We start from the raw sequence: 14,466 nt of genomic DNA on the forward strand, positions 1-14,466 counted from the left end.
CAGAACATAAGCTATCCGACAAATGAAAAAAACGATCCTCTACAGTATTTTGTGTTTCTTCCTTTTAGCCTGTTCCGACAATAAGGTTCAGGAAATCGGTTTTCTGGAAGGCTATTGGGAAATTGAAAAGGTAGAAATGCCCGATGGGAACAGCAAAGAATACACCATTAACCAGACTATTGATCATTTTAAGTTTGAAAGTGATAGCAGCGGATATCGAAAAAAGCTTCAACCTCAGCTGAATGGTAATTTCCTGACATCTGATGATGCAGAAGCCTTTACCATAAGTGAAAATAACGGGGTGTATACCATTAACTACAAAAATGCACTGTCCAGCTGGACGGAGACCATCCGCAGCTTAAATAAAGAGCAACTGATCATTACCAATGAAGCGAATTTGAAGTATATTTACAAAAGGTTTGAAAAACTTGAAATAAAAACGGATTAATGGCCAGGCGTAACGACGAAAATATTTCCATAAGCGAAGTCCTGAAGGATTTTATAAAAGCAAACAAGCTTCAAAGCGGTATCGACAAAATTGAAGTAAGGGATGCCTGGAAAAACCTTATGGGGAACGGTGTTAATAACTACACGGCCGATATTCAGTTAAAACAATCTACACTCTACGTTAATCTTACTTCTGCCGTTTTACGGGAAGAACTGAGCTATGGAAAGGAAAAGATCATAAAAATGATCAACGAAGAACTCGGTAAGGAAATAGTTAAAGACCTGATCCTGCGTTAAACTCAAAAGCTAAGCTTTCCGGCTAACCAGGAGCAGCTAATAAAAAAATGACCTTATCCGTGCATTATACACCCGATAAGGTCATCTGTATTTTTTGAAGCTTTGTTCGCTTAGAATATCTCTCTTCCTGAGAAGTGGAATGCTCCTTCGATAGCTGCATTCTCATCACTGTCAGAACCGTGAACTGCATTTTCTCCGATAGAAGTAGCAAATAACTTTCTGATAGTTCCTTCTGCCGCTTCAGCAGGGTTAGTAGCACCGATCAAAGCTCTGAAATCCTCAACTGCATTGTCTTTTTCAAGGATTGCCGCTACAATAGGACCTCTTGTCATAAACTCAACCAGCTCTCCGAAAAACGGACGCTCCTTGTGGATCGCGTAAAACTCCTGAGCATCTCTTTTGCTAAGTTGTGTATACTTCATTGCCACGATCTTAAATCCTGCAGCAGTAATTTTTTCCAATATCGCTCCGATATGTCCATTCTCAACAGCATCGGGCTTGATCATTGTAAAAGTTCTGTTTGTTGCCATCTTTTCTTAAAAATTTTGGGCAAAAGTAAGGCTTTTAATTATAAATGCAAGCGCTAATAGCTTTGCTTTAACTTTTGATAAACTTTCTCGTCATCTCCCCGCATTTCCATAACCACAGATTTAGTTTCAAAATCAAATCGTATAAGTCCGAAACTTATCTGATTTACAAGCTTTCCGACCCGATACGGGTTTTCTTCTCCTTTGTTCTGTGTTGCCGAATGTGTGAGTCCGCTGGAAGTAAAATCGATGATCGGATACGGAATGCCTTTCTCCTGTTTCATCGAAAAATCGGAAATATGCCGATCTCCAGATAATACCATAACTCCCCGGGCCTTGCTCTCTTTTACGATCTTAAAAAAGCGATCTGCCTCATGTGGAAAATTCCCCCAGCCTTCCCAGCCGTGTTTATCAGATATAAGCTGTACACTGCTCACGATCACATTAAAATCGGCGGTAGAATTTCGTAATTCTCTTTCCAGCCACTGCCATTGGACTTCCCCAAGGAGGCTTCCCTTACCATAGGCATTCGGCTTATATCTTTTTTTGGTTTCCTTATCTACTGTCAGGGAGGTACGATGATAACGGGTATCCAGTACAATTACCTTAATGCTTCCTTTATCTGTTTCAAATACCTGAGCGGTATAAACCCCTTCCCTGTTTCTTCTGGGGTCATTTTCGGCAGTTCCCAGGAAATCTAGGAATAACTGCTGACTCTCCTTTTTCTTTTCAAATTCCACGCCTCCGTCATTCACGCCGTAATCGTGATCATCCCAGGTACCCATTACCATAGCCTTTTTTAACAGCTCCTGATATGCCGCAATATTCAGCTGGGCCTTATAGTCCCTTTCCATTTTTTGCATATCCTCGGTATCCGCATAGATATTATCTCCTCCCCAGATCCATAAATTGGGTTGCTGGGCTAGAATATCATCCCACAGTTTATTTTCTACATCGGCTTTATTGCAGGAGCCAAAAGCAATAACAAAATCAGATTTTCCTTCTTCCTCCCCGGATTGACCGTAAACTATGGGAGAAAACACAAAAAGAATTAAAGCAAAAGAAATAAAAACCCTTTTCTTCATTGTTATGATAATTTTAGGGTAAATGTAAGAGTTCTAAAATTAATACTATGTTATAAAATTGTATCTTAGCGGCCAATGAAAATGAACGAAATACATAAATTAAAGGAAGAATTATCCGCCCCAAAGCAAATTGTTATCGTGCCTCATAAGAATCCTGACGGAGATGCTATAGGTAGTACATTAGGGCTTTTTCATTACCTGAGATCCAAAGGACAGGATGCAGTGGTTATAGCGCCTAATGATTATCCTGATTTTTTAAAATGGATGCCGGGAAATGAAACCGTTCTCAGGTTTGATTCGGAAACCGAAAAGTCAAGCGAACTTATTAAAAAGGCCGATCTGATCTTTACCCTCGATTTTAATTCCTTCGGAAGGGTAGAAAATATGAGAGAAGCTCTTGAGGCTTCGGATGCTACCTTTGTTATGATCGATCATCATCAGCAACCTGATGATTATGCCCGTTTTATGTATTCGGATATAGGAATGAGTTCTACCTGCGAAATGGTTTATCATTTCATTCAGCAGATGGGAGAGCCTGAAAAAATAGACAAAAATGTAGCTACCTGCCTCTATACAGGTATAATGACCGACTCGGGAGGTTCTTTTCGTTTTCCCACAACAACAAGTACCACACACAGGGTAGTTGCCGATCTCATAGATCAGGGAGCCGAAAACGCCAGTATTCACGAAGCGGTTTACGACAATAATTCTCTGAGCCGTTTACAGCTTCTGGGATGTGCATTGAGAAACATGGTAGTCCTAAAAGAGTTTAACACCGTATATATTACTCTTTCCAAAGCAGAACTGGAAGCGCATAATTTTAAAAAAGGAGATACGGAAGGCCTTGTTAATTACGGCTTATCCCTAAGAGGAACCAAACTGGCAGTGATTTTTATTGAAGATACGACAGAGAGTTATATAAAAATATCCTTCCGTTCGAAGGGGAGTTTCTCCGTAAATGAATTTGCACGAGCACATTTCGGTGGCGGCGGACATGACAATGCAGCCGGCGGGAGAAGCAATCTATCCATGGAAGAAACCACTTCTTATTTTAAAGAAGTATTAAAGAATTATAAATCCCAACTCGAATAACATGAAAAAAGTACTTTTTATCATTCTTTCCTTACTCATGCTTAGTGCGTGCGGGGAGCCTCAGGCCAGAAGGCCGGTTACAGTTAAATCGGGGGAATTTTTTAAGGAATCCGTAGACCGGAACAGGCAACTGCTGGCTCACGAAGAACAACTGATCCAATCGATCATCGAAAAAGACAGCTTACAGACCTATTTTAGTTCTCCAAACGGATATTGGTACTATTACAACAAAAAGAACGATACGGTTTCTTATTATCCGAAAAGCGATGATGTAATTAAGCTAACATACGATATCAGAACACTCGACAACCAGACCATCTACTCTAAAGAAGAGATAGGAGAACCGGTTATTAAGGTAGATAAGGAAGAACTTTTCCCCGGATTACGTACAGCCTTAAAGCTACTGAACAAAGGAGAGACCATGACTTTCCTGTTTCCATCGGCAATGGCCCATGGTTATCATGGAGACGATGATAAAATAGGAACCAATATTCCTCTTATCAGTACCGTTACACTTATAGATATTATAGAAATTTCAAAAGATAGCATTTCAAAATAAATAACTTAAAATGATGAAAAATTTAAAAATCCTTATTCTTTTATTCATAATTGTTTTAACCGGATGTAAAACCGGAAATCATGCAGATCTGGGAGATGGTGTTTTTGCCGACATGCAAACCAGCAAAGGAGAAATAATTGTAAAATTAGAACATGAAGCTACACCGGTTACCGTAGCCAATTTTGTAAGCCTTGCAGAAGGTACCAGTCCTTTTGTAGCTGATGAGTACAAAGGAAAAAAGTATTATGACGGAATTATTTTTCACAGGGTGATGGAGAATTTCATGATCCAGTGTGGAGACCCTACCGGTACCGGAGGAGGAAGCCCGGGATATAAATTCGATAATGAAATTGTAGATAGCCTTGTTCACAACAGAGGTGTTATATCTATGGCCAATGCCGGTGGGACCAATACCAACGGAAGCCAGTTTTTTATAACTCACGTAGATTACCCCAACCTGAACGGAGGGTATTCTGTTTTCGGAAAAGTGGTTAAAGGAATGGATGTAGTAGATTCTATTGCCACTACGGAAACCAAAGTAGAAGGACGTTTAAAAAACAAACCTGTTAAGGATATCATACTGAAAAGTGTTGAAATTATTCGCAATGGTCGTGATGCCAAAAAATTTGATGCAGTACAGGTAATGACCGACTATTTTGACGGAGTAGCTAAAAGAGAAGAAGAGGCAAAAAAGATCAGGGAAGAGAAAATTGCCGCCGCCAGCGAGGCTGCAATGAAGCTGGTAAAAGAATTTGAGAGCCAGAAAGGGCAGGCAAAAGAGCTTCCTTCCGGTTTAAAAGTATTTTACATCAATCAGGCTAACGGGCAAAAGCCTGCTACAGGGCAAAACGTACTGGTTAACTATGCCGGTTACTTTACTGATGGCCGTTTATTCGACAGTAATATCAAGGAAATTGAAGAGCTTCACAATAAATACAATGCTGTTAAGGAGCAAAGAGGAGGTTACTTTCCTGTACCTATGACCTATAGTCCGGAAGCTAATCTTATCCCCGGTTTCAGAGAAGGACTGCAACAACTCAAAGTAGGCGATAAAGCAAGGGTATTCGTTCCGTCGCACTTAGGATATGGATCTGCCGGTGCCGGAGGTGTTATTCCGCCTAACGCAGATTTGGTTTTCGATCTGGAAATAACCGAGATAAAGAAATAATAACGAGATACGGAAATAATAAAAAGAAACCCTGACGATAATGTCAGGGTTTTTTCTTTCTCCTCATTTGGCAGGAGTATATTTTCCTAGTTTGTTCTGTGTTTAGTTTAAGTGCAGGTGGTTTTTAATTGGCTACTTCACTGATAAATTTTATTCGGTAAAGGCGTATTTCTTCATCTTCATAATCCCCTTCAAATTCTTCAACAGCCAGAGAGATCTTATCATTCTCCGCTTCCAGGAAATAATCGTGTAATTCTTCCTGCTGATCTTCATCGAGGATCTCCTCAATCCAATAGTTTATATTCAGTTTGGTACCACTATAAACGATCTGTTCCATCTCTTTGATAAAATCCTCCATGCTAAGGCCCTTAGAAGAAGCAATATCATCCAGCGGAAGCTTTCTGTCAACATTTTGAATAATGTAAAGTTTCAGTGCCGAATTGGTCCCGGTACTTTTAACTACCAGATCGTCCGGCCTAACAATATCATTTTCCTCAACATATCTGGCAATCAATTCTACGAAAGGTCTCCCGTATTTTTTAGCTTTTCCCTCACCTACCCCATGTACATTGGTAAGTTCGGACATATGGATCGGATATTTTAAGGCCATATCTTCCAGAGAAGGGTCCTGGAAAACTACAAAAGGGGGAACTCCCATCTTTTTGGCTTCCGACTTCCGGAGGTCCTTAAGCGTTCTGAGTAATTTTTCATCCGCTGCCGCTCCTCCCGACTTTCCGGCTGTAATAATACTGTCGTCATCGGTTTCGTCAAAGACATGATCTTCTGTCATCATAAATGAGTCCGGCGACTCGATAAATTTTTCACCATCCCCGGTGAGGAACAGAACACCGTAGGTCTCGATCTCCTTTTTGAGCAACCTGGCAACCAGGCACTGCCTGATAAGAGCCATCCAATGTCTTGCTTCCTTATCTTTTCCGCAACCGAAAAAGGGACGTTCATCTGTTTTATGCGATTTTATCAACGCATTTACATTTCCGGTCAGGGTATTGACAATTTCCTTGGATTTGAATTTCTGTTTGGTGTCGCGTACAACAGACAGAAGTGTTACCACATCGTCTTTAGCTTCCACCTGTTTTTTGGGATTACGGACGTTATCGTCCATATCGGCTCCCTCTCCTGTTACTTCATCAAACTCCTCCCCGAAATAATGAAGGATGAATTTACGTCTCGAGATCGAGGTTTCCGCATAGGCCACCATCTCCTGCAGGAGTGCGTGTCCTATTTCCTGTTCGGCAACCGGCTTGCCCGACATAAACTTTTCCAGTTTTTCTATATCCTTATAAGAATAAAAGGCGAGGCAATGTCCTTCACCTCCATCACGGCCCGCACGTCCGGTTTCCTGATAATAACTTTCAATACTCTTGGGGATATCGTGGTGGATCACAAAACGCACATCCGGTTTATCTATTCCCATCCCGAATGCAATGGTTGCCACTACCACATCTACATCTTCCATCAGGAACATATCCTGGTGTTTGGACCTGCTTTTTGCATCCAGACCTGCATGATAAGGCACGGCACTGATACCGTTTACCTGAAGTGTCTGTGCCAGTTCCTCTACCCTCTTTCTGCTCAGGCAGTAAACAATCCCGGATTTTCCCTGATTTTGCTTGATAAAGCGTATAATATCGGCATCTACATTCTTGGTCTTGGGACGTACTTCATAATAGAGGTTCGGCCTGTTAAAAGATGCCTTAAAAGTATTTGCATTAGTGATCCCCAGGTTTTTCAGAATATCATCCTGAACTTTCGGGGTTGCAGTAGCGGTAAGCGCTATAACCGGGATATTATCTCCCAGGCGCTTGATTATGTTTCTAAGGTTCCTGTATTCGGGCCTGAAATCATGTCCCCATTCAGAAATACAATGGGCTTCATCTATGGCAACAAAAGACACCTTTACAGTCCTTAAAAAGTCTACATAATCATTTTTGGTAAGTGACTCAGGAGCCACATAGAGTAATTTGGTAACACCGGAACGCATATCGTCCATCACCCGTTTTACTTCGGTTTTATTAAGAGAAGAATTAAGAACGTGTGCTATTCCGTTATTTGCCGAAATTCCCCTGATGGCATCTACCTGATTCTTCATAAGAGCTATCAGAGGTGAAACAACTATGGCGGTTCCGTCTTTTACTAATGCCGGAAGCTGATAACAAAGAGATTTTCCTCCTCCGGTGGGCATGATCACAAAGGTATTGTGGTCATTAATTATGCTTTTTATAACTCCTTCCTGTAATCCTTTAAATTGGCTGAATCCAAAATATTGCTTTAATGCTGCTTGTAAGTCAATTTCAGCTAAACCCATCCTTTCGTTTTACTATTTTACATACATTTGCACTACTAAAGATAAGACATTCTTTAAATTTACAAAAAAAATAAAAAGTAAAAATTTTGAGCAATCAAAGTACGATCATTGCCGTTGCGAAGAAGGTAATTGAAACCGAGGGTGATGCTATCAAAAATCTAGTCTCGTTAATAGATTCAGAATTTTCAGAAGCCGTAAATTTCATCTATAATTCCAAGGGAAGAGTGGTCATAACCGGAATAGGAAAAAGTGCTGTTATAGCCACTAAAATAGTAGCCACTTTAAACTCTACAGGAACCCCTGCTATTTTTATGCATGCTGCGGATGCAATTCACGGAGATCTGGGTACGATTCAGTCCAATGATGTAGTTATCTGTATCTCTAAAAGCGGAAATACTCCTGAAATAAAAGTATTGGTCCCTCTGATCAAGAACGGAGGCAATAAACTGATCGCCATTACAGCTAATAAATCCTCTTTTCTGGGGCAACAAGCCGATTTTGTGTTGAACTCCTATGTCGAAAAAGAGGCTTGTCCTAATAACCTGGCACCGACAACCAGTACGACTGCTCAATTGGTTATAGGCGATGCGCTTTCTGTTTGCCTTCTGGAAATGAAGGGCTTCAGCAGTAAGGACTTTGCCAAGTATCATCCGGGAGGAGCTCTGGGTAAAAAACTCTACCTCAGAGTTCACGATATTTCTTCCGTAAACAATAAACCCAGTGTAAAACCGGATACTCCGGTAAAAGAGGTTATCGTAGAGATCTCGGAAAAAATGCTGGGAGTAGCTGCCGTTGTGGAAAACAACAGGATCCTCGGAGTCGTGACCGATGGAGATATCAGGAGGATGCTGAACAAATATGACAATATTAGCGGTCTGACCGCCAAAGATATTATGACCCCAGGCCCTAAAAGTATTGAAGCCGAAGCAATGGCTGTTGATGCTCTTGAGCTTATGGAAGCTAACAGTATCTCTCAGTTGCTCGTAGAAGAGAACGGAGAATATGCCGGGGTGATCCATTTACATAATCTAATAAAAGAAGGTATAATTTAATGGCTACAAAGAGTCCTCAGGAAATGTCCTTTCTCGATCACCTGGAAGAACTCAGGTGGCACTTAATACGATGTACGGCAGCGATTGTTATTGTGGCATTTGCTGCGTTTTTTGCAAAGAGTTTTATTTTTGATGTCATTCTCCTGGGGCCTAAAAACCCGGACTTTATTACCTATGATATCTTCTGTAGAATATCCAAGTTTCTGGGGCTTGACGATACATTCTGCAGCAAAGAGTTAACGTTTGAAATTCAGAGTAGAACCATGGCCGGGCAATTCTCGGCTCATATATGGACCTCCATCTGGGCAGGTTTTATTATCGGCTTTCCATACATTTTATATGAGATGTGGAAATTCATCAGCCCGGGATTATACGATAACGAACGCAAAAATGCACGAGGTTTTATTTTTATAGCTTCCCTGCTGTTCTTTACCGGAGTATTATTCGGTTATTATGTAGTGGCTCCCCTATCTATCAATTTCCTGGGGAATTACAGCATCAGTAAGGAAGTCCATAACGATATAGATATAAGCTCCTATATTTCCACCATCCGGGCATCGGTAATTGCTGCCGGACTGATATTCGAGCTTCCAATCCTGATATACTTCTTAACCAAAGTAGGGCTGGTTACGCCTCAGTTCCTGAGAAAGTACAGGAAATTTGCACTGGTTATAGTATTGGTGTTATCGGCTATCATAACACCTCCCGATATTGCCAGCCAGGTAGTGGTATCTATCCCTATTCTTATTCTTTATGAGATAAGTATCAGGATCTCAAAAATTGTAATAAAACGACAGGAAAAAAATCAAAGAAAAAATGGCTGATATTGTAAAAGAATTTGACGACTACCGCTCCAGGATGAATGAACGTATCCTGGAAGACAACAATAAGATCATAAAACGCATCTTTAACCTCGATACCAATGCCTATATGGCCGGGGCTCTCGATGTAAAAACCAAGGAGTTATTAGGTTTAGTGGCTTCGGCAGTACTTCGCTGTGACGATTGTATCAGGTATCACCTGGAAACCTGCCATAAGATCGGGCTGAGCAGAGAGGAAGTTATGGAAGCAATGGGAATTGCTACCCTGGTTGGAGGAACGATTGTTATTCCGCATTTAAGAAGAGCGTATGAGTTTTGGGATGCTCTTGAAAGTGCCTGATACTTTGCAGGAATCCTAATATTTATATAAAATGATCCCGTAAGCCGGTTAAATCTTTATTTTTGAACATTACAAACCGATTGGCATGAAGTTAAGAGCAGACAATATAATGAAGTCCTATAAGGGGCGAAAAGTGGTTAAAGGCATTTCGCTGGAGGTAAATCGCGGGGAAATTGTCGGGTTACTGGGGCCGAACGGAGCAGGTAAAACCACTTCTTTCTATATGATCGTGGGCTTGATAAAGCCAAACGGAGGAAGCATCTACCTGGATGATATGGAGATCACCAAATTCCCGATGTACAAGCGTGCACAGAACGGTATCGGTTACCTGGCGCAGGAAGCATCGGTTTTTAGAAAGTTGAGTATTGAGGATAATATTCTGAGTGTTCTGCAGCTTACCAATCTCTCCAAGAAAGAGCAGCATATGAAAATGGAGTCCCTGATAGAAGAATTCAGTCTTGGACATATCAGGAAGAACAGAGGAGACCTTTTATCAGGAGGTGAACGTAGAAGAACAGAGATAGCCCGTGCGCTGGCCACAGATCCTAAGTTTATCCTGCTGGATGAGCCTTTTGCAGGAGTTGACCCTGTAGCGGTAGAAGATATACAACGTATTGTTGCCCAACTAAAGAACAAAAATATCGGGATCCTTATTACCGATCACAATGTTCAGGAAACACTGGCCATAACGGAGAGATCCTATCTGATGTTTGAAGGAAGTATCCTTAAAGCCGGAGAACCTGAAGAGCTTGCGGCTGATGAGATGGTAAGAAAAGTGTATCTGGGTCAGAACTTTGAGCTCAGAAAAAAGAAGATCTCCTTCTAATAATTTCATTAAGTTTTATCCGGATTCCTTACAAGGGATAGTACAATATACAATACGATAATCAGAGGGATTGCTATGAATTTCAACAATGCAAGACCTATAATACACAGCAGGAGGAAAAGGTATCTTGTTTCATTTCCTTTGAGTTTCCAGTTTTTAAATTTCAGTGCAAACAAGCGTATTCTCGCATTCATCAAAAAAGCACTCAAGACAGTCATTCCCAGCAAAAACCATTGGTTCAGGATAATACTTTCGGCAAGATCAGAAGGTTGATAGATCAGGATGAGCGGTAGCGAAAAAATAAGAAGCGTATTAGCCGGTGTCGGGATCCCTATAAAGGAAGATGTCTGTTCTTCATCTATATTAAACTTAGCCAGGCGATATGCCGATCCCAGGGTAATAATGAATCCCAGAAAGGGAAGAAAAGAATGGATTTCCAGAGAGTGAGTAAAATCTATCGAAGTATTCGAATCCAGGTTCCAGGCATTTACCTTATTCAACAACTGAAACATTACAAAACCCGGAGCCACTCCCGAAGTAACCATATCTGCCAGGGAATCCAGTTGTAACCCCAATTCACTTCTAACATCCAGGGCACGAGCAGCAAGGCCGTCGAAAAAATCGAAAATGATCCCAAGAAAAACAAATGCTGCAGCAAGCTCCAAATGATCTATCGCAATAAAAACAATCGCAATACAACCGCAAAAAAGATTAAGTAAGGTGATCAGGTTAGGTATATGTCTTTTCATTTTGGCTTTTATGCTTAGGTTCTGTCGTAAAAATAGAAAATAATTAAAAGCTTCCTGAGAAAGGGGCACTAAAGTTTTTTAAACAAAATATTAGCAAACTTTTCTCGTTTTTAATCTGTATTTTTATTTCCCAAAGAAAACAGGGTTCGAATTATTCAAGGAGGGCCGTCATTATCAGAATATGTTAAAAAACAAATTGGTTCTTGCAACTATTACAGGTTTACTATTAGCTGCAGGCTGGCCTACATACGGGCTTCCTATTTTCCTTTTTTTTGCTTTTATTCCTCTCCTTTTTGCAGAAAAGGAAATACGTTTAAGTGATAAAAAAAGAAAAGGGCTTAAAAGCTTTCTTCTGGCTTATCTGGCATTTCTGGTATGGAATTCCATTACCACCTGGTGGATCTGGTATTCGAGTGCTTTCGGGATGTTTTTTGCTATTCTGGTAAACACCTTGTTAATGGCATTGGTTTTTCTTGTTTTTCATCATGTGGCACGTCGACTTCCGCAAAGACTGCATTTGATCTTTCTTCCCGTTATTTGGATCGCTTTTGAGAAATTTCACCTCAACTGGGATTTTTCCTGGCCATGGCTAAATTTAGGTAATGCATTTTCGAATCATACAGCCTGGATACAATGGTACGAATACACCGGTGTTTTTGGCGGAAGTTTATGGGTATGGATAATCAATATCCTCCTCTTTAAAATAATCGAGAAATACAGAGAAAATAAGGATCGGAAAGCACTTTCCCGAGGGATCGCTATAAATGTTCTGCTTTTTGCCGTACCGGTAATAATTTCGATGATCATTCTCAAAACGTATAAGGAATCTTCCGAAAAGGTGAATATTGTGGTGGTACAGCCAAATGTAGATCCTTATACCGAAAAATTCGATCAGGACAATGTAACCACCACTAACGAACTGGTGGCCATTGCTGCGGAGAAAATAGGCCCGGAAACAGATTTTGTAATTGCTCCGGAGACCACTCTGGCCATGCTTACACCCATAGATAAGTTTCAGTTTACACGGGAAAAGTTTGTATTGCAATCCCTGGCCAGAAAATACCCTGATATTAACGTGCTTACAGGAGCGGATATGTACAGGCTGTACCTGAACAGTAAGGAACGACCTTCCAAAACAGCCAATAAAACAAGGCGCGGAGATTGGGTAGATTACTATAACGCTGCCGTACTGATCAACAGGGATGACAGCTTACAGTTCTATATAAAATCTAAATTAGTGGTTGGGGTTGAAAATTTCCCGTTTAAAAGTGTACTGGAGCCTCTTTTAGGGGATATTATGCTCGACCTGGGAGGAACAGTTGCAACAAAAGGAATTCAGGAAGAACGGGATATTCTGATCTCGCAGAATAAAAAGTTTAAAGCAGCTCCTATTATCTGCTATGAATCCGTTTATGGCGAATATGTTACCGATTACGTAAAAAAAGATGCCAATTTTCTCGCTATAATTACCAATGACGCCTGGTGGAACAATACTCAGGGGCATAAGCAACATCTTAGTTATGCCAGATTAAGGGCCATAGAAACACGGCGTAGTATTGCAAGGAGTGCCAATACTGGTATTTCGGCCTTTATAGATCAGAAGGGAAATGTGCTGAAAACCCTTGGTTATGAGCTTAAAGGCAGTCTGCAAGCCAGTATAAGTCTTAATTCCGAAAAAACATTTTACGTTAAATACGGCGATTATATTGCTCGTTTATGTGTACTCCTGGCTGGTCTTATCTTTTTATATGCTATAGCCATCAAAAGAAAACCCAAGGCATCATTGCCCCCTGTAAAATAGAATAGTACTCAAGGTTTTTATAATGATACGCGCATCCAGGAAAAAACTCCTGTGTTTAATATAGTAGAGATCGTATTGCAATTTCTTTAAACTGTCTTTTTTGGAAGAGCCGTAGGCATAACTTACCTGCGCCCACCCCGTAAGTCCGGGCTTGATTACGTGCCTCGTTTCGTAAAAAGGAAGTTCCTTCGAAAGTTCGGCCACGAACTCAGGACGCTCAGGCCTTGGTCCTATAACGCTCATATTTCCTTTGAGTATATTAAAGAACTGTGGCATCTCGTCCAATCTTGACTTTCTGAGAAAAGAACCGAATCTGGTAATCCTGTAATCGTTTTTACTGGCCCATTTGGCGCCATCTTTCTCCGCATTCACCACCATAGTCCGGAACTTATATATCGTAAAGGGAAAGCCGTTCTTTCCTACTCTTTGCTGTACATAAAACAATGGTCCTTTATTCGCAATGCGATTTCCGATAAGAATGAAAGGAATGGTTAAAAGGCAAAATGAAATCCCAAGAATTGCAACCAGAATATCGATCAGTCGATGTACAAACAAATACAGTTTGTTCTGATTACTCCTGCTGAAAGGGATGTATTTATAAAACTCGTTTTCAATATATTGAATCGGTACCCTACAGGTAAATTCTTCATAAACCTGGGCATATTCCCTAATAGGGATGCCGCTTTCGAGTAATTGAATGAGGTCGGCAAACATTTTTCTGGAAAAATCTTCTTTCCCTTTGTTTGCAATGATTATTTCGGAAACACCATTACCCCGCACTGTTTCGATCAGGTCCGGGTTCTTTATCGGTTTGATCCCAGGAAAATTCCCGGGTAATTTCTTTCCAGGATCCAAATTATAATAACCGATGATCTTAAAACCATTGGAACTTTCGGTTATAACATCATACATCAAAGATATTTCGTCGGGAGTCCCGATTATAATATAGTTTTTATGGAATAAGGGAGAGGAAACAAAGAATATATAACTCCATCGCCAGATAAGAAGTGAAAAAGTGATCGCAAAAAAGAAATAAACGATCTGTAAACGATTATCCGGTAAAACCGGGGTAAGGAAAGGGGTCAGTAAATACATGATGACCGTAACCGCCGATACTATGAGGACATTCGGGAAGATCAGTTCAAACTTGCTGGATTTCTGAAGATTGTACAATTCAAAAATATTAGCAAAAAGGACCAGATACACGACTAAAATAACTGTCCATAACCAATTACTTCCGTTTATCTTAAAATAATCAAAGGTAAACACAGTGGAAACAATATATAAGCCGACAAGAACGCTAACAATATCGAATACCCTGAGAAGGGTACGTCTTTCCGAAAGCTCGAAGTGTATATAGGCTTTAGAGGGCATAT

Annotated in this window: 15 protein-coding genes; 10 read left to right on the forward strand and 5 right to left on the reverse strand. The window is 40.6% G+C overall.

Annotation, left to right across the window (positions count from 1 at the left end):
* Positions 1-22 precede the first annotated feature (22 nt).
* Complete coding sequence (locus tag GWK08_RS01720; RefSeq protein WP_163605181.1) at positions 23-448, forward strand: lipocalin family protein; 426 nt, start codon at positions 23-25, stop codon at positions 446-448.
* Positions 448-744, forward strand: a complete 297-nt coding sequence (locus GWK08_RS01725; RefSeq protein WP_163605182.1) for a DUF721 domain-containing protein — start codon at positions 448-450, stop codon at positions 742-744. The genes GWK08_RS01720 and GWK08_RS01725 overlap by 1 nt, the downstream gene beginning before the upstream one ends.
* A gap of 110 nt (positions 745-854) precedes the next feature.
* Here the strand turns inward: GWK08_RS01725 and GWK08_RS01730 are convergent, their stop codons facing one another.
* Positions 855-1,274 (reverse strand): nucleoside-diphosphate kinase, encoded by a 420-nt coding sequence (locus tag GWK08_RS01730; protein WP_163605183.1) that lies wholly within the window; start codon positions 1,272-1,274, stop codon positions 855-857.
* Positions 1,275-1,327: 53 nt separating this feature from the next.
* Positions 1,328-2,356: an alkaline phosphatase D family protein gene (locus GWK08_RS01735; RefSeq protein ID WP_163605184.1), complete on the reverse strand. Its 1,029-nt coding sequence runs from the start codon at positions 2,354-2,356 to the stop codon at positions 1,328-1,330.
* A gap of 75 nt (positions 2,357-2,431) precedes the next feature.
* Between GWK08_RS01735 and GWK08_RS01740 the strand changes: the two genes are divergently transcribed.
* From GWK08_RS01740 to GWK08_RS01750, 3 genes are read left to right on the forward strand one after another with little or no spacing between them, the layout of a single operon-like run.
* On the forward strand, positions 2,432-3,448 hold the full coding sequence (locus GWK08_RS01740; protein ID WP_163605185.1) for a DHH family phosphoesterase: 1,017 nt from the start codon (positions 2,432-2,434) through the stop codon (positions 3,446-3,448).
* Between the two features lies 1 nt (position 3,449).
* Entirely contained in the window at positions 3,450-4,007 is a 558-nt protein-coding gene (gene gldI / locus GWK08_RS01745; RefSeq protein WP_163605186.1) for a gliding motility-associated peptidyl-prolyl isomerase GldI, read from the forward strand.
* A 13-nt stretch (positions 4,008-4,020) separates the two neighbouring features.
* Positions 4,021-5,175, forward strand: a complete 1,155-nt coding sequence (locus GWK08_RS01750) for a peptidylprolyl isomerase (RefSeq protein ID WP_163605187.1) — start codon at positions 4,021-4,023, stop codon at positions 5,173-5,175.
* 124 nt (positions 5,176-5,299) lie between these two features.
* Here GWK08_RS01750 and recQ read toward each other — a convergent pair whose 3' ends face one another.
* Complete coding sequence (gene recQ / locus GWK08_RS01755) at positions 5,300-7,501, reverse strand: DNA helicase RecQ (protein ID WP_163605188.1); 2,202 nt, start codon at positions 7,499-7,501, stop codon at positions 5,300-5,302.
* 86 nt (positions 7,502-7,587) lie between these two features.
* On the opposite strand from recQ, the gene GWK08_RS01760 reads away from it, so the two are divergent.
* The 4 genes from GWK08_RS01760 to lptB all read left to right on the forward strand — a co-directional run bounded on the left by GWK08_RS01760 (position 7,588) and on the right by lptB (position 10,540).
* The gene (locus GWK08_RS01760) at positions 7,588-8,553 is read left to right on the forward strand and encodes a KpsF/GutQ family sugar-phosphate isomerase (RefSeq protein ID WP_163605189.1); all 966 of its coding nucleotides are present in this window, start codon (positions 7,588-7,590) and stop codon (positions 8,551-8,553) included.
* Positions 8,553-9,377 carry a twin-arginine translocase subunit TatC gene (gene tatC, locus GWK08_RS01765; protein ID WP_163605190.1) on the forward strand — a complete coding sequence of 275 codons (825 nt, stop codon included), beginning with the start codon at positions 8,553-8,555 and terminating at the stop codon, positions 9,375-9,377. The genes GWK08_RS01760 and tatC overlap by 1 nt, the downstream gene beginning before the upstream one ends.
* Positions 9,370-9,714 carry a carboxymuconolactone decarboxylase family protein gene (locus GWK08_RS01770; RefSeq protein ID WP_163605191.1) on the forward strand — a complete coding sequence of 115 codons (345 nt, stop codon included), beginning with the start codon at positions 9,370-9,372 and terminating at the stop codon, positions 9,712-9,714. Before tatC ends, GWK08_RS01770 begins: the two co-directional genes overlap by 8 nt.
* 85 nt (positions 9,715-9,799) lie before the next feature.
* Positions 9,800-10,540, forward strand: a complete 741-nt coding sequence (lptB, locus tag GWK08_RS01775) for an LPS export ABC transporter ATP-binding protein (RefSeq protein ID WP_163605192.1) — start codon at positions 9,800-9,802, stop codon at positions 10,538-10,540.
* 8 nt (positions 10,541-10,548) lie between these two features.
* On the opposite strand, the gene GWK08_RS01780 is transcribed toward lptB, so the two are convergent.
* Complete coding sequence (locus GWK08_RS01780) at positions 10,549-11,289, reverse strand: CDP-alcohol phosphatidyltransferase family protein (protein ID WP_163605193.1); 741 nt, start codon at positions 11,287-11,289, stop codon at positions 10,549-10,551.
* 181 nt (positions 11,290-11,470) lie between these two features.
* Between GWK08_RS01780 and lnt the strand changes: the two genes are divergently transcribed.
* Positions 11,471-13,090 (forward strand): apolipoprotein N-acyltransferase, encoded by a 1,620-nt coding sequence (lnt, locus tag GWK08_RS01785; RefSeq protein WP_163605194.1) that lies wholly within the window; start codon positions 11,471-11,473, stop codon positions 13,088-13,090.
* Here lnt and GWK08_RS01790 read toward each other — a convergent pair.
* The gene (locus GWK08_RS01790; protein ID WP_163605195.1) at positions 13,070-14,464 is read right to left on the reverse strand and encodes a sugar transferase; all 1,395 of its coding nucleotides are present in this window, start codon (positions 14,462-14,464) and stop codon (positions 13,070-13,072) included. The genes lnt and GWK08_RS01790 overlap by 21 nt on opposite strands.
* Positions 14,465-14,466 lie beyond the last annotated feature (2 nt).

The organism is Leptobacterium flavescens (assembly GCF_010671605.1).
Classification (GTDB): domain Bacteria; phylum Bacteroidota; class Bacteroidia; order Flavobacteriales; family Flavobacteriaceae; genus Leptobacterium; species Leptobacterium flavescens.